The sequence below is a fragment of the Serratia sp. AS12 genome (assembly GCF_000214195.1).
GTDB lineage: Bacteria > Pseudomonadota > Gammaproteobacteria > Enterobacterales > Enterobacteriaceae > Serratia > Serratia plymuthica.
The window spans coordinates 5,179,744-5,202,907 of sequence record NC_015566.1 but is presented as its reverse complement, the minus strand read 5'-3'; the positions used below and the strand labels follow the sequence as shown (position 1 = coordinate 5,202,907).

The window sequence follows — 23,164 nt, the reverse complement described above, 5'->3', positions numbered from 1 at the left end:
GATGTAAATATGTCCGGCATGCGGGGGAAACCCCGCATGCTATTTCCACACGGAAGTTTCCGGATTAAGGAAAAATCAATGAAACGCTGCGTCCCTTATTTTGTGTCTCCTTTCATATTGCTCGTGCTGTTAAATACACAGGCACAGGCCGCCCATCAGACCCAGGGATGGGGGCGCGTCAATATGCAAGGATCCATTATTGATACTGCGTGTGCCATTGCGGCCGGCAGCCGGGAACAAACCATCGATATGGATACGGTGCCGGTGGGCGATATTATGCGCGACGGCCAGGGTACGACCCGGCCATTTAGCGTGGAGCTCATTCATTGCGAATTGTCACGGCCCGATCCTAAATTACCGGACTGGCGCCATTTTCAGGTGACCTTTGACGGTGAGGCTGACGGCGCCTTATTTGGCGTTAATGGCGAAGCAAAAGGCGTGGCGCTGGAAATAACCGACAGTCGCGGGAATAAAGCCGCACCCGGGGAGCCATTGCCGCTTGGGGAAATAACGCCCGGCACCATGAATCTCGATTATACGATGAGGCTGGTCTCCAATAGCCAGGTAGTAAAAGCCGGCGAGTATACCTCCGCAGTACGCTTTAAATTGGATTATTACTGACGGCCGTGAGCCTGATGATTGGCAGGTGTTGTCCCTTATAACTATTTTAAAGGTTTATGGCTATGGCGTTTTCTCTTACAGGGAAGTTGTTTCGTCTTCAGGCATTGGGATTATGTATTTCTCTGGCAGTGGGAAGTACCGCGCTTTATGCCGCTGAAGAGATTCAGTTCAATATGGATGTGCTGGATGTTAACGACAGGAAAAATATCGATCTGAGCCAGTTCTCCCGCGGCGGCTATATCATGCCGGGCGCCTATAGCATGGCGGTGCACATCAATAAAAACGAACTGCCGGAGGAGAATATCAATTTTTATGCCCCCGAGGATGACCCGAAAGGCAGCATGGCCTGCCTGTCGCCGGAATTGGTCGGGCAACTGGGATTAAAGGCAGATGCGACGAAAACGCTGACCTGGTGGCATCAGGACGCCTGCCTGAATATCGACAGCCTCAAAGGCATGGAAGTGCGGGCGGACCTGGCAACCTCGGCGCTGTACCTGAGCATTCCGCAGGTGTATCTGGAGTATTCGTCGCCGGACTGGGATCCGCCGTCGCGCTGGGACGAAGGCATTCCGGGGCTGTTGTTTGATTACAACCTCAACGGCCAGACCCAGCATCAGCAGCGAGACGGTAGCCAGAGCTACAATCTCAGCGGCAACGGCACGGCGGGGGCCAACATGGGCGCGTGGCGTTTGCGGGCAGACTGGCAGGGGAACCTGGACCACCAGACCGGCAGCGGGCAGGGCACTAACCAGAAACTGGACTGGAGCCGCTACTACCTTTACCGCGCCATCCCGGCCCTGCGCTCCAAACTGACGCTGGGGGAGGATTACCTCAACTCCGGCATGTTCGACAGCTTCCGCTTTACCGGGGCCAGCCTGGTGTCGGACGACAACATGCTGCCGCCGAACCTGCGCGGCTATGCGCCGGAAGTCGTCGGCATGGCCAAGACCAACGCCAAGGTCATCATCAGCCAGCAGGGGCGGGTGTTGTACGAGACCCAGGTGGCCGCCGGGCCGTTCCGCATTCAGGACATCAACGATGCGGTGTCCGGCGAGCTGGACGTGCGGGTGGAAGAGCAGGACGGCAGCGTGCAGGAGTTCACCATGAACACCTCCAATATTCCGTACCTGACGCGCCCGGGAGCGGTGCGCTTCAAGCTGGCGACGGGCAAGCCGTCCGATTGGCAGCATCACTCCCGCGGGCCGCTGTTCGGCACCGGGGAATTCTCCTGGGGGGTGAGCAACGGCTGGTCGTTGTACGGCGGTGCCCTGATGGGCGGCGATTATAACGCCCTGTCGCTGGGTATCGGCCGTGACCTGATGGCCTTCGGTGCGCTGTCCTTTGACGCCACCCAGTCGCGGGCGCGCATTCCGGCGGAGGATAGCACGCTGAGCGGCGGCTCGTACCGGGTGAGTTATTCGAAGACCTTCGATGAAATCGACAGCCAGGTGACCTTCGCCGGCTACCGTTTCTCGGAAGAGGACTTCATGAGCATGAGCGAATACCTGGATGCGCGTTATTACGGCAGCCGGGTAGGCGGCAGCAAGGAGATGTATACCATCACCTTCAATAAGCAGTTCCGTGAACTGGGGCTCAGTACCTACCTGAACTACAGCCACCAGACGTACTGGAGCCGGTCGGACAATGACCGTTACAACCTGACGATGTCGCGTTATTTCGATATTGGCCGCTTCAAGAACCTGAGCGTGTCGTTGTCGGCCTACCGCAACAAGTACAACGAGACCAACGACGACGGCATGTACCTGTCGCTGTCGATGCCGTGGGGCAATGGCGGCAACGTCAGCTACAACACCACGGTGAACCGTAACGACACCACCCACCGGGTGGGCTATTACGACCGGATTGACGAGAACAACAACTACCAGCTGGCCATGGGCACCTCGCGCAGCGGCGTCAACGCCAGCGGGTATTACAACCACAGCGGCGACATGGCCCGGGTGAGCGCCAACGCCAGCTATCAGGAAGGCCGTTACAGTGCGGTCGGTTTCTCCGCCCAGGGCGGGGCGACCCTGACGGCGGAAGGCGGTGCGCTGCACCGGGGCGGGGTGGCCGGCGGCACGCGCATGCTACTCGATACCGAGGGCGTGGCCGGTGTGCCGGTGCGCGGCTACGGCGCCACTTCGAAGACCAACGCCTGGGGCAAGGCGGTGGTGGCGGACGTGAACAGCTATTACCGCAACAAGGCCAGCATCGATTTGAACAAGCTGGGCGATAACGCCGAGGCCACCAAATCGGTGGTGCAGGCCACCCTGACCGAAGGGGCGATTGGTTACCGCAAGTTTGGCGTGATTGCCGGTGAAAAAGCCATGGCCATCATCAAACTGGCGGACGGCAGCACGCCGCCGTTCGGCGCCACGGTGACGAACAGCCGCAAGCAGGAAACCGGGATTGTCAACGACGGTGGCAGCGTCTACCTGAGCGGCATTAACGCCGGTGATCGGATGACGGTGCACTGGAACGGGGCGGCGCAGTGTGAAGTGAACCTGCCGACGCCGCTGCCGGCGGACATGATGAGCAGCCTGCTGCTGCCTTGCACCCCGCTTACGGGGGCTGATACCTCAACAGGACACGAGGCGACGCGGTAAAAGGAACGACATGGCCCGCCGATGCGCCGCCCCGACACGAACCGAAGACGGATAACGTCATGATGAATTATGGAGTCAAGCAAATGAAACGTAATAACACCCTGAAGACGACGGCCATCGCCGTCGCCCTGCTGGGCGCCGCGGTGGCCCAGCAGGCTCAGGCCGCGATTGCCCTGGACCGTACCCGGGTGATTTTCGACGGTGACCAGAAATCGGTCAGCCTGAACATCAGCAACCAGAACAAGCAGTTGCCGTACCTGGCGCAGGGCTGGCTGGAAGACGACAAGGGCAACAAAATCCAGAGCCCGCTGACGGTGTTGCCGCCGGTGCAGCGTGTTGAGCCGGGTAAGCCGAGCCAGGTGAAAATCCAGGCGCTGCCGGCGGCCAAGCAGTTGCCGCAGGACCGCGAGTCAATCTATTACTTCAACCTGCGTGAAATCCCGCCGAAGAGCGACAAGCCGAACACCCTGCAGATTGCCTTGCAGACGCGCATCAAGCTGTTCTACCGCCCGGCGGCGATAGCCGTGCAGAAAAATACCGACCCGGCGCAAGAGCAACTGACGCTGACCAAACAGGGCGACAAGTACGTGGTGAACAACCCGACGCCGTACTACGTGACCATCGTGGACGCGAGCAGCAAAAAAGACGGCGCCGGCGTGAAGGGCTTTGAGCCGTTTATGGTGCCGCCGAAGGGCAACGCGCCACTGACGGTGAGTGCCGCCAGCGTGGGCAGCGCCCCGGTGCTGACCTATATCAACGATTACGGCGGCCGTCCGCAGTTGACCTTCAGCTGCAGCGGCAGCAGCTGCCAGGTGGTTGTGGATAAGAAGGCATCTTAAACGGCACGCCGGGTAGGCAGTTGCAAGAGCAGAATGTCGGGAGAACAAAACATGGCAGGGAAAACACATAAACACCGGGAGTCGGCATTCTGGCTCAGTGAGTTGCGCTACTACGGCACCCTGAGTGCGCTGGCGATGATGGTGCCGGTGACGCTGGGCACGGTGCTGATGTTGCTGCCGCCGTCGCACGCCGCCGATAACTGGGCGGTGGACGGGGCCAGCGGCACGCTATATGTGCACGGCGCGCTGACCGAAAGCGCCTGCCGCCTGGAGATGAGCAGCGCCCATCAGGACATCTGGCTGGGCGAGACCGGCACGGCACGCCTGGAGGCTCTTGGCGCCCAGGGCACGCCGGTGGCGTTTGAGCTGCGGCTGAAAGATTGCCTGCGTACCCCGGCCGGCCAGCGTGACAGCCGCAGCGGCGCGCTGACCTGGGCCCCTAATCAGCCGGCGGTGAGCGTGAGCTTCCGCGCGCCGTCGGACATGGACAGCCCGCAGCTGGTGAAGGCGCAGGGCGTCTCCGGGCTGGGGCTGCGCCTGCTGGACAGCCGCGGCAAGGATGTGCGCCTGGGCAGCCGCGGCGAGCCGCTGTTTCTCACGCCGGGGCAGAGCAGCCTGACCTATACGGTGACTCCGGAGCGCACCAAAGCACCACTGGTCGCTGGCGCCTACCGCGCGGCGGTGGATTTTCAGCTGAACTATGACTGAGGTGATGGCTGTGAGGTTGATGAAGCGTGGGGTGGTCGGGGGGGGGGGCTGTTGATGGTAATGCTGCTCTCTGCGGTGAAGGCGGTTGCCGACCCCGCAGTTGTGACGATAAAGGTTACGGTGGTCGCGCCCCCTCCCTGCACCATTAACGGTGACCAGGTGATTGACGTGGATTTTGGCAGTGACGTGGTGACCAGCAGGGTGGATGGCGCCAACTACCTCAAGACGGTGGATTACAGCCTGGTGTGCAATGGCAATACCTCCAATGCCATGAAACTGCAGATACAGGGAACCCCGACGGCCTTTGACCGCAGTGCGTTGCAGACCAACGTGGCGGATTTGGGGATTGCCCTGAAGGCCAACGGCAGTGCGCTGACGGTCAATGACTGGGTGAACTTTACCTACCCGAACAAGCCGGTGTTGCAGGCGGTGCCGGTAAAACGTGCCGGCAGTACGTTGAATGGCGGGGATTTTAGTGCGGGTGCGACGTTGATGGTGGATTATCAATGAGGAAGGGCAATATGGTAAGGCAGACGGGCAGAATACTGGTTCTGGCAGGCGGCATGCTGTTGTCCCCCTGGCTGACTGCTGCGGAGAACATGACCTTTCATGGCACCCTGATTGAGAACCCACCCTGTGAAATCAACGGCGGAGAGCCGGTGGAGATTGATTTTGGCGACGTGGGGGTCAACAAGGTTGACGGCCAAAACTACGCCCAGACCTTCACGATAATCTACGACTGCGAGGGCACCAGCACCGACAAGGTGTTGCGTTACCTGGGGGCGGCCACCGCGTTCGACACGGCGGCGGTGCAGAGCAATATTGCGGACTTTGGCATTCAGTTGCGCAGCAAATCGAATGAAGGCGTTCTCACGGCGTTTGTTGTGGGCACCACAATCCCCATTCCGTCTTATCTGGGGTCATCCACCTTTGTGGCTACGCCGGTGAAGAAGGCGGGCGCTGAGTTGTCGGAAGGGGCTTTTACCTCGGCGGCAACGCTGCAGCTGGAATATCCGTAGGAGAAAGGGATGAGCATGAACAACGCGATGCGCACCGTGCTAATCGGCCTCAGCGTGGGTAGTTTACTGAATACGGCGCTGGCCGCCACAACGCCGGACGTCAGCGTGATGTACCGCGGCAATCTGGTGGCAGAGCCCTGCACCCTGCTGCCGGAGGATGAAAGCATCCTGCTGGATTTTGGCACGGTGATAGACAAGTACCTGTACCTGAACACCCGAACCCACAGCAAGCCGTTCCAGCTGCACCTGATTGATTGTGACACCCGCCTGGGCAAGACGGTGAAAATGACCTTCAGCGGCACGGAAAGCGTCGCGCTGCCGGGGCTGCTGGCGCTGGATGCCGCCAGCGAGGCCAAAGGTGTCGCCATCGGCCTGGAAACCCAGGACGGCCAGGCGCTGGCGTTAAACCAGCAAAGCCGCGGGCAGGAAATTACCGATGGCAACAACACCCTCACACTGCAGGCCTATGTCAAAGGGGAGCCGGAAGCCATAAAGAACAAGGCTATCGAGAGAGGCATGTTCACCGCGGTGGCGACCTTTGCGCTGGAGTATGAGTGAGGCGATAAAATCGCTGCATGAGTTTTTTTGACCTGGGTGGATTTGAAACACACCCGGATAAAACGCAACTCGGGAAGCGTGAAAAGGGCTTTGACTGGCGGGGTATCCGGTATTCCCCACTGGGCCCCAAATAGCCCCGAGAGCATGAGAGAACCATCGGGAACATTGCGCGCGGCTTTATGAGCAAGCTCTAAGTCGGAAACTGTCGAAGACGGAAACCGAACATAGGGTGTGTGCCTATAAGGCCCGATGGATGAACTGGGCAAACCATCATTTGAAGGCGGCTGAGTGTTTACGCCGGAAATAGAGGGGAGGCCGGATTAACTATACTATATGGTGCTGTTATGCGACTAACCACAATACTTTGCCTGCTTGGGTTGATGGTTTTATCGCCGTCATCCTCGGCTATATTATTTCCTACCATGACCTCGATGAAAATCGAATCCTGTCGTAACAACTGGTGGGGTTCATGTAATATCACTGTGATGTACAGTGGTACATCGGAAATGCGCGAAATAGGCATCCCAACTACTCGTCCTGACGATTTTGGAGGTACGGGATTGTTTTATAATGCGTTTGGGCCAGCTGGTGTTTATTGTCAGTCCGGGATGAAACGCGGCGAATTCAAGGGCTGCAGCTTCTCGATAGGTGACCCAAGATATTCGCCCAGACCAATAAAGTGCAAGCTTATCGACGGGACCTCATGGCGTCTTAAAGACGACACCTGCGATATCGGCCCTACCTGGGGGCCAGGAGTCGGTGCTGGGCCCGGTCACCAGTGCGTGATTTTTGGCATCCAATTGATTGGCTACTCTCTTTTAACTCCATGGGGGGTTGTCGACGCCGACACCGCTGCCAACAGCGGCAACCAATGGTGCCTAAAACCTACAGCGCCGGATGTCATCTGCTCAGTGTACCTACCCCCATTGATCGACCACGGCCAGCTCGTGGCGGGGTCGTCCGATAAAAAGTACATCGACGGGGCGGTCGACTGTGGGATCTCTCCGGTGGTAGAAATAGTTGGGTCTACAAGTTTGAACCTGGGTAGTGGGGTGCAGAGCAAACTGACCACCACGTTACTGTCTAATACTTCCGTGCGCGTCGAATCTGACCTGACGGTCGCAAAATCTGCTCCCCCAGGGGAATATTTCGCTTCTGTCGTCGTGGTGGTCTCGCCGAACTAATTAAGGGTGGCTCTCACTAATCGACTGTAAGTTAAGATGAGATAATAACGACTGATAATTCGCCTGGTAACGTATTTATGTGTGCGGATCTCGCGTTGCCAGTTGTCTTGCAATCGTTTTTATCAACATTTAAACGGTATTTTTGATATTAATTTTATCGTTGTGAATATCCATTTTTAAATTTTAGAGAGTGATTGTTAATCTGGCGTTTTTAGTCTGCGTCACAGTTTTTAAAACATTGCTTGTGTTTTTTTTATTTAGAACGGGTAATAACAATGCTAATGGGTAAAACACCCCTTGTTAGCCTGAGCATATTCCTGCTTTCAGGTACGGGTTACTACATCATTAATCAGGGGGCGAGCGGATTGTCGCTCCCGGTTAATACGCTGGTGTGGGGCGTGATGGCGCTGCTGGTTTTATTCATCAGCTTTCGTGTTGCTCCAGGTAAATATCGCGTTACCACCGTAGCCTTGCCGTTATTTATTAGTGGCATTGCGGTGCTGGCTATTCCGCTGCTGTATGCCGAACCGGCCGGGCTGTCTCGCGCCGGCTGGCGGGTGGCGGCCCTGATTGCCGGCGCCGTGTTTTATTTCGCCTGGCTGCAGGTGCGCCTGTCGCATGCTCAACGCCAGGGATTGTGGCTGGTGTTGCTGTTGGCGGTGGCCGCTCAGGCGGCGCTGGCGCTGGTGCAGCTGTTTGCCCCCGAGTGGGCCTGGGTGCCAATGAGAGGGGGGCGGGTGTACGGCATATTCCAGCAACCCAACGTGCTGGCGAGCTTTATGGCCACCGGGCTGGCGCTGGCGCTGATGCTGTTTCTGCTGCCGGGTTTTACCCTGCGCCAGGCGCGGTATGAGCACTGTCGCCAGGCCTTTCTGGGCGCGCTGTTGCTGGTACTGCCGGCGCTGCTGGTGTGGATACAGTCCCGCGTCGGCTGGCTGGGTGGCGCGCTGGTTGCTCTATTGTTTCTCTGGCGCTTTGGCGCGCTATTCCCTGCCCGCTGTAAACAGGCTGCCCTGCTGCTGGTTGCCGGGATGCTGATAGGTGTGGTCGGCATGCTGTGGGCCGGGCCGGAAAACGGGCTGGGTTACCTCAGCCACGACGGCTCCAACCAGGCACGCTGGACCATGCTGCGCGACACCCTGCGCATGATTGCCGAGAAGCCGCTGTTGGGTTGGGGTTATGGCGGTTTTGAATACCAGTTCCTGCATTTTCGCATCAACCAGACGCCACCGACGGTGGTGACCGAAATCGCCAACCATCCGCACAACGAGATTTTACTGTGGTGGGTAGAGGGCGGCCTGGTGGCGTTGCTGGGGATGGGGCTGATTATCGCCGGCGGTCTCCGGCTGGTGTGCCGTGCCTGGCGTCAGGACCGGCAGGCGTTTATCGACGGGAGGCGGTGTGCCGGCGAGCCGACGGCGCTGTGCATAGTGCTGCTGCCGATGGCGCTGCACACCCAGTTGGAGTACCCGTTTTACCTGTCGGCACTGCATTTCATGGTGTTTTTGCTGGTGCTGGCCACCCTGGAACGCCAGGTCAGCGGCGTGATGGAGCGCCGGCCGCTGCCGGTATCAATGGGCGTAATGCTCCGCACTCTGCTGCCTGTGGCGTCCGCTGGGTTTGTGGTGTTGATGGTGTTCGCCCTGCTGGGTGGCCTGACGCTCACCCGCGCCGAGCGTGCCGGGCTGATGGATATCACGGCGGTCAGGGCCATGCCAGGCCTGTCGGCCTGGGTACATCAGGATCGCAAGGGGTTCGATGAGCAGGTCCATGCATTGCTGTTATTCAACCAAACCCAGGATGAGGCATTGCTATCCGGCTACGCCCAGTGGGCCAACGGCTATTTGAAAAAGCATATAGATAGAAATGTGTACGCCAGTTTGTATTTGATATTGAAGCATCAGGGGAACAACACGCAGGCTGAAAGGCTACGCCGGGAAGCATTGGCATTTTTTCCTGATGATCCGCGCTTTATGTAAACAGGAGTAAGTATTTAACGGGAGAGATAATGGAAAGAAAAATAAGAATAGCAATCATGGATACCAATAGATTTTTCGTAGAGGGGCTAAAGTTTGCTTTGTTGGAGTATTTCTCTTTACGGGGGACGAATGTTGAATTTCAGGAGGGGGTAAATAACGGCAGCTCAGTTGATCTGGTTTTAAATTCTCTGACTGAACCTGAGAATGTCGCCTATTGTGATACGGCACAGCCTGAGGTGGGTTTCCGTCCGTTGTATATCTCAGTGCGGAAAAAAAAACACACTCAAGCGCGGCGCAAGAATGCTTGCGCCCGGGAAGTGGGTGTTTTAGACAGCCAGGCCAGCATTAAGACACTCTTTCACCTGCTCGATGAAAAACTGTGGAGAAAGACATACGTCAACATGATGCCTCAACCTTGTCAGTTTTGTCTGGGAAGACAACTCAGCAGCAGGGAGACCGAGGTCATCTCTTATCTTCGGTTGGGGCTTAACCAAACGCAAACCGCAAAATTTATGCATCTGAGTGTGAAAACCGTTCATTCGCACAAGCGGTCAGTAATGCAGAAGTTAAACTTTATGCGCAGGAGTGAACTGTACAGTTGGCTTCTGAGAATATGAAGTTCTTCAGTTAGATATACATTATATATAAATGGATTTTTATGTTTATTTTTTTGCTCATCTTTTTAACCGGGTTAAGTATTTTTTCATTTTGGAAACACTATAAAATCATGAAGGAAAGGAATTTTATGAGGGTTAATAAGAAGCGCGCGCTGGGCATATCTCCCAAGCGTGGGTTGCGATAAAGATTAGGCTTTATAGATAGTGCAGTATTTTTTAGGGGCTATCATGCCCCTGGTATCTTGAATGCCCATCATCTTATTTTTATTTTTCGATTTTTAACTGCACATCAATCTCATCACGGTTAAGGGTGTCGGTGTATTTACTCTCCTCCCTTTGTTCTTTTCTCCCTTTACCCCTCTCTTTTGAATCTGGCTATAAAAACTGTAATTAATTTTTTGTAGCAACCCATCGTGATTGCTTGATTGTCTATAGATGCCATTGCCGGCCGCTGGGGCATAGACAACGTATCGCTGATAGGTATTTTCGTCTGGTGCTGCTACAGAATGTTGTGGGTTAACACTGGGTATAGCGTCAGTGTTAGTCATCAATAACAGGGTATATCTCGTCTTTATTGGCAGCGAGAACACATATCTTGTGTTTTTGTAGAAGGGGGATGTTCGTACAGGCTGATTTTTATGGGTAACCCAGGGTAAAAAAACCGGCAGGCGTGTTGCCTGCCGGGTTGCTGTTACTCTTCTACTCCCGGTTTATGGTTAACACCTATCGATTGAATTTGCGCAGCAGCGCCGTACACCCAGTTATTTTGCAGATGGCCGTAGTTGTATCCCACGAAACCGCCGTAAACCTGGCCGGCATTGCTTGCGAGCCTGTCAATTCTGCCGCTGGCAGAGGACTGCAGGATTTTCCAGGTATTCAACCCCACCAAACCGCCGAGGAAGGCATTGGTACCGCCACTGACAGCGCCATAGGCAGAGGAAGAGGCGATGGTGCCATTATTTTGGCCTACCAGGCCACCGACACGGCTGCTATTGCCCCCTCTGACGTTGCCGTTTGCCCAGGATGACGTGATTTTGCCTTGTGGGGTGTTATCGCTGAGCCCAACCAGCCCGCCCACCAGGCTATTTGCGCCTGCGCTAACGTTCGCTCTGCTACTGGCGGAGACGATTTCTCCATTGTTAAACCCAACCAGGCCACCGGTGTAGCTATTATTGCCCGCAGAAACGTAGCCATTGGCATAGGAATTGCGGATCACACCGCCGTTATTGGTACCTGCCAGCCCGCCAACGCGGCCATTTGCCCCGGCGGTCACGCTTCCGGTTGAATTGGAGTTTTCAATGGTGCCTTGGTCGTTATTGCCAACCAGCCCACCGGTATGGGTGCCGTACAGATCGCTGACCATACCTGCCGCGGAAACATTGGTTAATCTTCCCGCGATGTTCTGCCCCACCAAACCACCGTTGCTTGCGCTGCCGGTAGCCACGACTTTACCGGTTGCCTGCGAGTTCATAATCGCGCCGGTATCATTAACGCCGACCAGCCCGCCAACATTGCCGGCTTTGCCTGCTGAAACCGCCCCATAGGCATAAGTATTGTTCAGCGTCCCATTGGCGTTATGGCCGACCAACCCGCCGACATTGCCGGTGCTGCCTGCAGCAACATTCCCATAGGCATAAGCATTGGTGAGCGTCCCACTGGCGTTATGGCCCACCAGGCCGCCAACGCTCGCTTTGTTTGCGCCGGTAACCTGAGCATAGGCGGTTGCATTCATAATGGTACCGCCGTCGTTGACCCCCACAATGCCGCCAACCTGGCTGTTATCCCCGCCGGTAGTGGCGCCTTTGGATTGCACGTTAGTCAGGGTGCCAAAGCTGTTCTGCCCAACCAGCCCGCCGACGGCTTTACTGCGGATATCCGTTACCTTGCCGCCTGACCAGGCATTCAGCACCTTACCGCTTAAATTCCACCCGACCAATCCGCCGGCCGCGCTTGCCCCGGTGCTGTTGACATCACCGCGGGCGTTGGAATTGATAATATCGCTCAGGTTAAGCCCCACCAATCCGCCGACATAGCTCCCCTTATTGCCTGTAACCTGGCTTTCAGAAACTGAGTTGGTGATGCTGCCGTTGCTATTGAAACCTACCAGGCCGCCCACGCTCAGGTTGGCACCGGAGGTGGCGACGGTGCCTCGGCTGGTCGAGTTGGCAATCGCGCCGCCGTCGTTAACGCCGGCTAAACCGCCCACGCCGCCCACATTGGCGCTGTCATGCATTGTCCCCTTAACAGTGACATCAGCCAGACTATTAATGACTTTAGCTTCTTGCCCAAGGTTGCTGCCGACCAGGCCGCCGATGGCCAGAGTGTTGCCATTACCGGCGATGGTGCCTGAAACCTTTGCGCCAGATATTGTGCCGTTATCGTTAACGCCCACCAGGCCGCCCACCTGCGAACCATTATTTACCTTGATGTTGTTGGCTTGAATATTGGTAATGCTGCCCTGGTTCAGGCCGACCAGAGAACCCACTTTGGCGCCGCTGCCGGTACTGTTGACCGTAAGGGAAGACAGCTTCATATTGCTGATGCTGCCCGTTGAAACGCCAAATAACCCCACATTAGGCCCGGCGTGAGTGATGGTTAAACCACTGACGGTATTCCCCAGGCCATCAAAGGTGCCGCTGAATGCGCTGTCTTTACCGATCGGCGCAAAGTTGCCATTCCCGGCGATTTTATTCCCCAGTACGTAGCGGCCTTTCAGATCGCTGTTAACGTTTTGCAACTGCGCCGCGGTTTGGATCACCTGATAAGCATTACCATTGGCGTTGAAGGCTGCATTTTTGCCCGAAAGGGTAACGGCTGCCTTGTCTGCGAGGGTATAACCTGTGCCAGAGTTCAAGGTTAAGCCACTCTTTGCGCCGCTCAGCGTGATGTTGTCGTTCAGGTTGATATTTTGCTTGGTGTCGATCACGACCCTGGCGTTGTCGCCGGTAGCGGTTAAGGCCTTATTGATATTGATCGATGAATTTTCAGCCTTCAGCGTTAATGCGTTACCGCTATTCCAGGTAACGGCATCAGACACGGACAGCGATCCCTGGGTGCTTGCCAACTCGATATTGGTGTTAGCCAGGTTATTGGCGAGGGTTGCACCTTCCACTGTCCCTGAAACGGAAGACGAGAAAGGCGAGTTGTTAATGACTATGCCGCCGTTAATGGTTCCACCGGATGCAACCGAAGAATTGATAATAACGTTGCCATTAATGGTACCGCCGGAATTGATGGATCCGCCCGGTCCCACTGAAGAGCCAATGACGGTGCCGCCATTGATTGAACCGCCCGCGCCTACCGAAGAGCCAATGACGATGCCGCCATTGATGGAGCCGCCGGAGTTGATGGAACCACCGGAACCCACTGAAGAGCCAATGACAACACCGCCGTTAATTGAACCGCCGGAGTTGATGGATCCGCCCGAGCTAATGCCGTTACCGTTATTGGAAGACGGCGTTGAGGTGACGTCAACATTGGCGGTACTGAGTTTCCAGTTTCCGGTAACGCCCTTAGCCGCACGCGTGGTAATTTGCGCCGCGTTTTGTACCTTCACCGTCGCGCCGCGGGTTTCGATCAGGCCACCGTTGCCCGCCGCCGCACTGGCGTCCATGCGCCCGTCAACATTCACTATGCCGTTATTGCCGCCATCCAACAGGATGCGCCCGGCCTGGTTGTTCAGCGTGGTGGCTTCAATGTTACCCTGATTGTTCACCACGTTCTGCAGCACATTGCTGGCCGCTTTGGCGGTCATCAGCACCTGGCCGCCGTCGGCTTTCAGCAAGCCGCCGTTTTGCACCAGCGCATTCACCGCCGCGCCGTCTACCTGCAGGTTCAGCAGCTTGTCGCCGTCGAAGTTCAGCGTGATGTCATCGCCGGCACCCAGCGCGATGCTACCCATCTTCGCCTGAATAATGCCCTGGTTGTCGACGCGGGCGCCCAGCAGCGCCACGCTGCCTGACTGGGCGGCGGTCAGGGTACCCTCGTTACGCACTTCCGCCTGGGATTGGCCGACGAAGCGGTTTTTCCCCGCCAGGAAATCGTCGTTGCTGATGTCACGCGTCGAGGCCACCAACCCACCGACGTTCACCTGGGCGTTCTTGCCGAACACCACGCCGTTCGGGTTCACCAGGAACACTTTGCCGTTGGCGTCGATTTTCCCCTGGATATCGCTGCCATTAACACCCACGACACGGTTCAGCGCCACCGAGTTGCTGCCCGGCTGGTTGAACTTCACGCCTTCATTGGCGCCGACGCTGAAACCGTCCCACTGCGTGATCAGCTTGTCGCTTTGCTGATTGATGGTCATCTGCTGGCCGTTAGTAGAGACAGAGCCCTGGCCGGCAACGATATTCTGCCCGGTCGGCAGGGCATAGGCAGGCTCCAACGCCGCCAGGCCCAGCAGCGACAGCGCCACCGCCAGCCGGCGCTTGCTGCTGCGTTTGCCGCGGCGGCTGCTGTTTTCGCTGACCACGTTCCAGCACTCTTGTGCGGGGTTCCATACCAATGCGTAGATTTTATTCATTATTATTTCCTTGTTTAATAAAGCGCTGCTTCCCGAGCAGTGCGGGTTTCAGTCCAGACAATCAAAAATTCCAGGATGTCTGGAGCCAAACTCTGGGTGTATGCGTGGGGGGGGCGGCCGTGTTTTCTTGTGCGATTGGCCATGCCGTGGTGAGGTTGATTTGCTGTTGGCGGCCAAACCACGCGATACCGGCTCCGACGGATGTCAGGCGGGCGGTGTTATTCTCGGCTGACCAAGGGTGTTTATTGATCCGGACTGCACCCTGATCGAAAAAGGTGCTCAATTGCCAGCCGGGCATTACGGCGTAGCGAAGCTCTGTGCTGAGCTGGATGCCTTCATCGCCGTTGCCGCTGCCGGCGTCATAAGCCCGGACGCCATAAGGGCCGCCCAGGCTGAATTTTTCCGAGGAGTCCAAATTGCTTGATGCCCATTGCGCATTGATTTGCGTCACCCACTGGAAACGATCCCCGAGGTTTTGCAGACGCAGCGCATTAATATTGACTTTGCTAAAGCGCCCCAACGTCTTGGCGCTGTATTCATCCCAGAGGCGATCCTGCTCATCGCCGATATTTAATCTTCCTAACCCATAGCTGATAGACAGCGCGCTTTGTCCGCCACCGAACCAGCGATCCTGATTATTGAGGTTCAGGGCTAAGGTGGTTAAACCGACATCTTTCTTACTGCGCTTTTCAAACAGGTCGATATCGTCGCGGAGCGTCTTGTCTTCATACTGCAGTTGCACCGACAGGTTAAACAGGCGCGCGCGAATGACCGGGTAGGATGCATATACGCTGGTAATCTCTGCTCGCCCATGTGCGTCAAGCACGGCAAAATCTTCCCCCAGGCGATAGCGCATCCGCGAATAGGCGGCGCCAACGCGAACCGGGCCGGCATTCACCGGAAGGTCGTAGGCTGCACGGTAATATTGTTGATGCTTGTTGCTGCCCAACAGGCGCAAGCTTGCCTGGTCACCGAGGCCAAGCGGGTTATTCAGAGAGATATTGCCCCCGAGCCGATATTCCCCGGTATAACGATCGCCGAAGTTGTCGGCCGTAAGAGAGCCGTTGAATAGGGGGGCTGGGGTGGCCTCAACCAGCAAGTCAGCCGTTCCGGGTTGGCTGCCGGGGCGCAAGGTATTGTTAACCGCAATGCCGGGAATGTCGCTTAACAGCAGTAACCCGCGCTCAAGCGCGGCATCCGAGATCACCTCACCGCTTTTTATCCCGGCGAAAGCGTTTTGCAGCAGGTTTGCGCTAACGCGCGTGCGGTTATTCAGGTGCAGCTGGCCAAAATGCCCCTCGACAATGCGGATACGGATCCAGCCCTCAGTCACGTCTTGTTTGGGTAAGTAAGCCTTGGCCAAGACATAGCCCTTCTCCTGGTAATAGTGCGTGATTACCTGAGCGGCCTCCTGGAGATCCTGCAGCGAGAGTTTTTTGTCGTTAAAATTCTTCAGCTTATTAAGCAAGTCTGATGTTTTTAAAACGCTATTGCCCTCAATGTAAAATCCATGGACGAGTATTTTAGGTGCGTTATTATCCCCGTGGTTTATATTTTCCCCACGGGTGTTTTTTAATTTAGGGGTTAACTCTGCCGGTGCCGGCAAGGTTGGGCGCTCATGTTCAATATCGCGCATAACCTGGCCGGCATTAGGGATGGCCGATAGGGATTCGTGCGATATTAAAATTATCGCCAAGGCTAAATAAATTCTTTTCATAGGGCAGGGCGCTTATTTCTAATTGTGATCGCTAATAACGTAATCATTCCGCTGGGTTGTAATGATGGCCTATACAAAATATCAGTAAGCTATTCCTTTAAAAATAGTAAGTTAAAAAGTTAGAAATAATGGGGGTTATGGCCGGGAAAGAGAGTGGTTGCAGGTTTTTATGCTACCAAACGGCTGGTGGGTAATCTTTTCGTTGATGGGATATATAAAGTATGTATTTGGATTTTGATATTAATGATGTGTATATACAGTTGAAGTGGGGTTGTTTACACGTTATTCAGTGATATTGCACTTTTCGGCATCTATTTTTAATTTCCCCGAGGTCATAAGCACGTTGTTAAGCGAGAAAGTGTGTCTCTACGTCCGCACCGGAGTCACCCTCGGGAGTACCCGCCAATCAATACAGAGGGATTATTTTGATAATCGCCAAATATAAAAAAAGGTCAGGGCCCTGAGGCACCTGACCTTTTTGTTGCCGTTTGCCCAGCGACATTGGCCGCCGGGCAGGCAAATCAACGCATGGTAACGAACTCTTCCGCAGCGGTCGGGTGGATCGCCACGGTGTTGTCGAAGTCTTGCTTGGTGGCGCCCATCTTGATGGCGACGGCGAAGCCTTGCAGGATCTCGTCCATGCCCAAGCCGATACCGTGCAGGCCGACAATCTTCTCTTCTTTACCCACGCACACCAGCTTCATGCGGCACGGTTGGCGGTGCTGCGTCACGGCGCTGTACATGGCAGTGAAGGAAGACTTATACACTTTCACGCTGTCGGCGCCGAATTTCTCGATAGCTTCCGGCTCGGTCAGGCCGATAGTGCCGATCGGCGGGTGGCTGAACACCACGGTGGCGATGTTGCTGTAATCCAGGTGTTCTTCCGGTTTGTTGTTAAACAGGCGTTCGGACAGGCGACGGCCGGCGGCGACCGCGACCGGGGTCAGTTCAACTGCACCGGTGTTGTCGCCCACCGCGTAAATGCCTTTTACGCTGGTGTTCTGGTATTTATCAACGTCGATATAACCATTTTCGTTGGTTTTCACCCCGGTCACGCTCAGGTTCAGGTTATCGGTCGCCGGTTCGCGGCCAATCGCCCACACCAGGCTGTCGACGGTGAATTCCTTGCCGTTTTCCAGTTGCAGCGTCAGGCTGCCGTCGGCGTTCTTGACGATGGCTTTCGGCACAGATTCGGTGTGCAGGCTTGGCCCTTCGGTGTTCATCACTTCCACCAGGGTCTCGACAATCATCGGATCGAAGGTGCGCAGCGGTGCGTGTTTACGCACGAACAGGTGGGTTTCGGCCCCCAGCGCGTTCATCACGCCGGCGATCTCCACCGCGATATAGCCCGCGCCGACGACCGCAACGCGTTTTGGCATCGCATCCAGCTCGAAGAAGCCGTCTGAATCGATACCGTATTCGGCGCCTGGAATATCAGGGTGGCTCGGGCGGCCGCCGGTGGCGATCAGGATATGGTCGGCGGTGATCTTCTCGCCGTTCACTTCCACCGTGTGGGCGTCGATAAAGCGCGCGAAACCTTTAATCACGTCGACTTTGTTTTTGCCCAGCACGTTGTCGTAGGAATTATGGATACGGTCGATATAAGCGGTGCGGTTGGCGACCAGTTTCTTCCAGTCAAAGGCGTTGACGGTGGTATCGAAGCCGTAATCCGGGCCGTACAGGTGGATGGCCTCGGCGATCTGCGCCGCGTGCCACATGACTTTTTTCGGTACACAACCCACGTTTACGCAGGTGCCGCCCAGTTCCTTGGCTTCAATCAGTGCGCATTTCTGGCCATACATGGCTGCCCGGTTGATCGATGCGATGCCGCCGCTGCCGCCGCCAATTGCTAGATAATCGTAATGTTTGGTCATCTGGGATTTCCATGAATTGTGTGAATCGAAGAGGGTAAGAGTTTAACGCCTGATACGGGTTTGTCGCAAAGATTGCGTCGATGGCTGCGATAGGTGGGGTGAAGGCGCGGCGTACCGCGCCCGGGGGGCTTATTCCGGCACCACCCAGTTCACCAAATGGTGGCCATTGCCCGACGGCACCAGCGTCTTGTGCAGCCACGGCAGCACGTTTTTCATTTGTTGTTCCAGCTTCCACGGCGGGTTAATCACGATCATGCCGGAGGCAGTCATGCCGCGTTGATCGCTGTCGGGTTTTACCGCCAGTTCGATCTGCAGAATATTGCGGATGCCGGTGGCTTCCAGCTCTTTGAGCATGCGTTTGATCTGCTGGCGCATCACCACCGGATACCACAGCGCGTAAGTGCCGGTGGCAAAGCGTTTATAGCCTTCCTGCAAGCCTTTGATCACGTCCTGATAATCGGTTTTCATCTCGTACGGCGGATCCATCAGGATAAATCCACGGCGCGACAGTGGCGGCAACTGGGATTTCAGCTGCTGGTAGCCGTCGGCACGTTGCACTTTGGCGCGTTCGTCTTTCTGGAACTCGTTGCGCAGCAGCGGGAAATCGCTCGGGTGCAGCTCGGTCAGGTGGATTTTATCCTGCGGGCGCAGCAACTGACGGGCAATCAGAGGGGAGCCAGGGTAGTAACGTAGCCTGTCGGTGCGATTAAAGTTGCGAATCACGCTCATGTAAGCCGCCAGCTCTTCCGGCAGATCGTCACGTTTCCACAGCAGGCCGATGCCTTCCAGGTATTCCCCGGTGCGTTCGGCGTGCTCACTGCTCAGCTGATAGCGCCCTGCGCCGGAGTGGGTATCCAGATACAGGAAAGGTTTGTCTTTTTCTTTCAGCGATTCAATGATCAGGCTCTGAACGGTGTGCTTGAGCACGTCGGCGTGGTTGCCGGCGTGGAAACTGTGGCGGTAACTTAACATGGCTGGTGGTAATTCCTTGTGCTCCTGCGGAGCGTGCTGAAGAGAATGAAGGCTTATAATCTGCACAGTATAAACTGTCTGGCAGGGAAAAACTGAACTGCGTTGCCGCAGGTCATTAAAGGGAGCGATAAGACGATGAGTGAAAACGCGATTTTGGACCGTTACCCCGACGCTGCGCGTTGGGCATTCGGCGATGGGCCCGAATTGGCCAATGAACTGCTGCAACTGGTGGTGAGCGGGGATAAAACGGCGACCTGCGGTTCTTATGCCAGTTACCGGCAAGAGAAGTCGCCTCTGCTGGGCGATTATAGCGTCATCCTTGATGGGCGTGGGGAACCCGCCTGCGTGATCAGAACGCTCTCCCTGCGGCTGATCCGCTACTGTGACGTCACCGCCGAGATGGCGGCCAAAGAGGGTGAAGGGGATAAAAGCCTGGCGTTCTGGCAGCAGGGGCACCGGGCTTTTTTCAGCCGTGAAGGCAGCTTCGCACCGGATATGTGGCTGGTGTTTGAAGAGTTTGAGTTGGTAGAGGCGATTTGATCAGATAAGGAGCGACGATGAGCTGCCTATTTTGCGACATGGTGGCAGGCAAAGTGCCGTGCCATAAAATCTGGGAGGACGACGCGCATATGGCGTTTCTCTCCATTTACCCCAATACCGAAGGTTTCAGCGTGGTGATCCCCAAGGCGCACTTTGACAGCTACGCCTTTGCGCTGCCGGACGAGGCGCTCAGCGAACTGATGCTGGCGACCAAGCGGGTGGCGCAATTGCTCGACCGGGCATTTGACGACGTCGGCCGCTGCGGCATGGTGTTCGAAGGCTTTGGCGTCGATCACGTGCATGCCAAACTGATCCCGATGCACGGCACCGCCGGGCTGGATCACTGGCAGCCGATAGAGTCCAAATCGACCAAGTTTTTCGATCGTTACGAGGGGTATCTTTCCTCGCACGACGCCGCTCGCGCCGACGATGGGCATCTGGTTGCTCTGGCGGCGAAAATCCGCCAGAGCACCCTTTAAGGCACTATCTATCAACGCCCGGCCATTGATTTTCCCGCTGCTTGGCTCCATGTTAGATATTCATTCGCATTTTAAGGCCTGCCCGCTGCGGCGGGCCCCAACGCTAATCAGGACTGCCCTATGACAAATCCGTTGCTGACACCGTTTTCCCTGCCGCCGTTTTCCGCCATTCGCCCTGAAGATATCGTGCCTGCGGTGCAATCCGCCTTGGCCGATTGCCGCGCTGCGGTAGAGCGCGTGGTCGCGCAGCCGGGGCCGTTCACCTGGGATAACCTGTGTCAGCCGCTGGCGGAGTCGGACGATCGCCTGTCGCGCATCTGGTCGCCGGTCGGGCACCTGAATTCGGTCAAAAACAGCCCGGAGCTGCGTGCCGCCTACGAACAGGCGCTGCCGCTGCTGTCTGAATACGGCACCTGGGTGGGCCAGCATGAGGGGCTGTACCAAGCGTATCGCAGCCTGAAAGAGGGCGAAGGGTTTAACCAACTGACCGCGCCACAGCGCAAATCGGTGGAAAACGCGCTGCGTGATTTCGAACTGTCGGGCATTGGCCTGTCGCCGGAAAAACAGCGGCGCTACGGCGAGATCGTCGCGCGCCTGTCCGAGCTGGGTTCTACCTACAGCAACAATGTGCTCGATGCCACCATGGGCTGGAGCAAACTGATTACCGACGAAGCCGAGCTGAGCGGCCTGCCGGAAAGCGCGCTGGCACAGGCCCAGGCGATGGCGCAGGCCAAAGGGCAGGATGGCTGGCTGCTGACGCTGGATATGCCGAGCTACCTGCCGGTGCTGACTTACGGCGACAACCGTGCGCTGCGTGAAGAAATGTACCGCGCCTTCGCTACTCGCGCTTCCGATCAGGGGCCGAACGCCGGCAAATGGGACAACAGCGAAGTGATGGCGGAAACGCTGGCGCTGCGCCACGAACTGGCTGAATTGCTGGGCTTCGCCAGCTATGCCGACAAATCGCTGGCGACCAAAATGGCGGAAAACCCGGAGCAGGTGCTCGGTTTCCTGAACGATCTGGCCAAGCGTGCCCGCCCGCAGGCCGAGAAAGAGCTGGCGCAGCTGCGCGCCTTCGCCAAACAGCATTACGGCGTGGATGAGCTGGAAGCCTGGGACATCACCTATTACGGCGAAAAACAAAAACAGCACCTGTTCTCCATCAGCGACGAACAGCTGCGGCCGTACTTCCCTGAACAGCGCGTAGTAGAAGGGCTGTTCGAAGTGGTGAAACGCATTTACGGCATCACCGCCAAAGAACGCAAGGATGTGGATACCTGGCATCCTGAAGTGCGCTTCTTTGATCTGTTCGATGCCAACGGTGAACTGCGCGGCAGCTTCTACCTTGACCTGTACGCGCGTGAAAACAAACGCGGCGGGGCGTGGATGGACGACTGCGTCGGCAGCCTGCGCAAGGCCGACGGCTCGCTGCAAAAGCCGGTTGCCTACCTGACCTGCAACTTCAACCGCCCGCTGGGCGACAAACCGGCGCTGTTCACCCATAACGAAGTGACCACGCTGTTCCACGAGTTCGGCCACGGTCTGCACCATATGCTGACCCAAATCGATACCGCCGGCGTCTCCGGCATCAGCGGCGTGCCGTGGGATGCGGTCGAGCTGCCGAGCCAGTTTATGGAAAACTGGTGCTGGGAGCCGGAAGCGCTGGCCTTTATCTCCGGCCATTATCAGAGCGGCGAGCCGCTGCCGAAAGAGATGCTCGACAAGCTGCTGGCGGCCAAAAACTACCAGGCGGCGCTGTTTATCCTGCGTCAGCTGGAGTTCGGCCTGTTCGACTTCCGCATGCACGCCGAGTACAGCCCGGAAAAAGGTGCGCAAATCCTGCCGACGCTGGCGGAAGTGAAAAAAACGGTGGCCGTGGTGCCTTCACCAAGCTGGGGCCGCTTCCCGCATGCCTTCAGCCATATCTTTGCCGGCGGTTATGCGGCGGGTTATTACAGCTATCTGTGGGCGGAAGTGCTGTCTGCCGATGCCTACTCGCGCTTTGAGGAAGAGGGGATTTTCAACGCCGAAACCGGCAAATCCTTCCTCGACAACATCCTGTCGCGCGGCGGTTCGGAAGAGCCGATGGAACTGTTCAAACGCTTCCGTGGCCGTGAGCCGCAGCTGGATGCTATGCTGCGCCATTACGGTATTAAAGGATAACCCACCGGTGAGCGTGTGTTTATTGTGTGAAGAAGGCGCCGATCCCGGCGCCTTGTCTATTCTGGCGGAGCGCTGGCAGTTAACGTCAGACGACGACGCGCTGATGGCGCTGGTGCTGACGCCGCAGCGGCTGGAGCTGCGTAAACGCGACGAGCCCAAACTGGGCGCGATTTACGTCGATTTCGTTTCCGGCACCCTGGCGCATCGGCGCCGTTTCGGCGGCGGGCGCGGCGAGGCGGTAGCGAAGGCGGTCGGCATCAAGGGCAACTACCTGCCGGATGTGGTGGATGCGACCGCCGGGCTCGGGCGTGATGCCTTTGTGCTGGCTTCGCTGGGCTGCAAGGTGCGGATGCTGGAACGCAACCCGGTGGTGGCGGCGCTGTTGGATGACGGCCTGCAACGCGGCTATCAGGATACGGAAATCGGCCCGTGGCTGCGTGAGCGTTTGACGCTGCTGCACGCCTCCAGCCTGACCGCGCTGACCGGCCTCGATCCACGGCCCGAAGTGGTGTATCTCGATCCGATGTATCCGCATAAGCAAAAAAGCGCGTTGGTGAAGAAAGAGATGCGGGTATTTCAGTCGTTGGTGGGCAGCGATGACGACGCCGACGGCCTGCTGGAGCCTGCGCGTCGGCTGGCCACCAAGCGGGTGGTGGTGAAGCGGCCGGATTACGCCCCGCCGTTGGCCAACGTGCCTGCGCACGCGGCCAGCCTGACCAAAAGTCACCGCTTCGATATTTATATGCCGCTGTAAGCTTATTCC

The 23,164-nt window shown here is 56.8% G+C and carries 18 protein-coding genes; 14 read left to right on the top strand and 4 right to left on the bottom strand.

Annotation, left to right across the window (positions count from 1 at the left end; translation table 11 throughout):
- Positions 1-78 precede the first annotated feature (78 nt).
- From SERAS12_RS24070 to SERAS12_RS24025, 10 genes are all read left to right on the top strand, one after another.
- A complete protein-coding gene (locus SERAS12_RS24070) occupies positions 79-621 on the top strand; it encodes a fimbrial protein (RefSeq protein WP_013814939.1) in 543 nt (180 codons plus the stop codon).
- A 62-nt stretch (positions 622-683) separates the two neighbouring features.
- Entirely contained in the window at positions 684-3,227 is a 2,544-nt protein-coding gene (locus tag SERAS12_RS24065) for an outer membrane usher protein (RefSeq protein ID WP_013814938.1), read from the top strand.
- 83 nt (positions 3,228-3,310) lie between these two features.
- On the top strand, positions 3,311-4,066 hold the full coding sequence (locus SERAS12_RS24060) for a fimbria/pilus periplasmic chaperone (RefSeq protein WP_013814937.1): 756 nt from the start codon (positions 3,311-3,313) through the stop codon (positions 4,064-4,066).
- Between the two features lie 51 nt (positions 4,067-4,117).
- Positions 4,118-4,774, top strand: coding sequence for a fimbrial protein (locus tag SERAS12_RS24055; protein WP_013814936.1), 657 nt, complete (start codon positions 4,118-4,120; stop codon positions 4,772-4,774).
- A gap of 54 nt (positions 4,775-4,828) precedes the next feature.
- Positions 4,829-5,284, top strand: a complete 456-nt coding sequence (locus SERAS12_RS24050) for a fimbrial protein (protein ID WP_013814935.1) — start codon at positions 4,829-4,831, stop codon at positions 5,282-5,284.
- An 11-nt stretch (positions 5,285-5,295) separates the two neighbouring features.
- Positions 5,296-5,793: a fimbrial protein gene (locus SERAS12_RS24045; RefSeq protein WP_013814934.1), complete on the top strand. Its 498-nt coding sequence runs from the start codon at positions 5,296-5,298 to the stop codon at positions 5,791-5,793.
- Positions 5,794-5,802: 9 nt separating this feature from the next.
- Positions 5,803-6,351 (top strand): fimbrial protein, encoded by a 549-nt coding sequence (locus tag SERAS12_RS24040; RefSeq protein ID WP_013814933.1) that lies wholly within the window; start codon positions 5,803-5,805, stop codon positions 6,349-6,351.
- A 431-nt stretch (positions 6,352-6,782) separates the two neighbouring features.
- Positions 6,783-7,535 carry a hypothetical protein gene (locus SERAS12_RS24035; protein WP_239440967.1) on the top strand — a complete coding sequence of 251 codons (753 nt, stop codon included), beginning with the start codon at positions 6,783-6,785 and terminating at the stop codon, positions 7,533-7,535.
- Between the two features lie 275 nt (positions 7,536-7,810).
- Positions 7,811-9,514, top strand: coding sequence for a PglL family O-oligosaccharyltransferase (locus SERAS12_RS24030; protein ID WP_013814931.1), 1,704 nt, complete (start codon positions 7,811-7,813; stop codon positions 9,512-9,514).
- Positions 9,515-9,543: 29 nt separating this feature from the next.
- On the top strand, positions 9,544-10,131 hold the full coding sequence (locus tag SERAS12_RS24025) for a response regulator transcription factor (protein WP_013814930.1): 588 nt from the start codon (positions 9,544-9,546) through the stop codon (positions 10,129-10,131).
- Positions 10,132-10,822: 691 nt separating this feature from the next.
- On the opposite strand, the gene SERAS12_RS24020 is transcribed toward SERAS12_RS24025, so the two are convergent.
- The 4 genes from SERAS12_RS24020 to SERAS12_RS24005 form a co-directional block, all read right to left on the bottom strand.
- Positions 10,823-14,656, bottom strand: coding sequence for a GLUG motif-containing protein (locus tag SERAS12_RS24020; RefSeq protein WP_013814928.1), 3,834 nt, complete (start codon positions 14,654-14,656; stop codon positions 10,823-10,825).
- 61 nt (positions 14,657-14,717) lie between these two features.
- Complete coding sequence (locus SERAS12_RS24015; protein WP_239440966.1) at positions 14,718-16,292, bottom strand: ShlB/FhaC/HecB family hemolysin secretion/activation protein; 1,575 nt, start codon at positions 16,290-16,292, stop codon at positions 14,718-14,720.
- Positions 16,293-16,894: 602 nt separating this feature from the next.
- A complete protein-coding gene (gene gorA, locus SERAS12_RS24010) occupies positions 16,895-18,247 on the bottom strand; it encodes a glutathione-disulfide reductase (protein WP_013814926.1) in 1,353 nt (450 codons plus the stop codon).
- Positions 18,248-18,376: 129 nt separating this feature from the next.
- On the bottom strand, positions 18,377-19,219 hold the full coding sequence (locus tag SERAS12_RS24005) for a 23S rRNA (adenine(2030)-N(6))-methyltransferase RlmJ (RefSeq protein WP_013814925.1): 843 nt from the start codon (positions 19,217-19,219) through the stop codon (positions 18,377-18,379).
- A gap of 135 nt (positions 19,220-19,354) precedes the next feature.
- Here SERAS12_RS24005 and SERAS12_RS24000 point away from each other — a divergent pair, with 135 nt between their 5' ends.
- From SERAS12_RS24000 to rsmJ, 4 genes are all read left to right on the top strand, one after another.
- Positions 19,355-19,759 carry an ASCH domain-containing protein gene (locus SERAS12_RS24000; protein ID WP_013814924.1) on the top strand — a complete coding sequence of 135 codons (405 nt, stop codon included), beginning with the start codon at positions 19,355-19,357 and terminating at the stop codon, positions 19,757-19,759.
- Between the two features lie 17 nt (positions 19,760-19,776).
- On the top strand, positions 19,777-20,238 hold the full coding sequence (locus SERAS12_RS23995; protein WP_013814923.1) for an HIT family protein: 462 nt from the start codon (positions 19,777-19,779) through the stop codon (positions 20,236-20,238).
- A 120-nt stretch (positions 20,239-20,358) separates the two neighbouring features.
- Positions 20,359-22,401 (top strand): oligopeptidase A, encoded by a 2,043-nt coding sequence (prlC, locus tag SERAS12_RS23990; protein ID WP_013814922.1) that lies wholly within the window; start codon positions 20,359-20,361, stop codon positions 22,399-22,401.
- Between the two features lie 7 nt (positions 22,402-22,408).
- The gene (rsmJ, locus tag SERAS12_RS23985; protein WP_013814921.1) at positions 22,409-23,155 is read left to right on the top strand and encodes a 16S rRNA (guanine(1516)-N(2))-methyltransferase RsmJ; all 747 of its coding nucleotides are present in this window, start codon (positions 22,409-22,411) and stop codon (positions 23,153-23,155) included.
- Positions 23,156-23,164 lie beyond the last annotated feature (9 nt).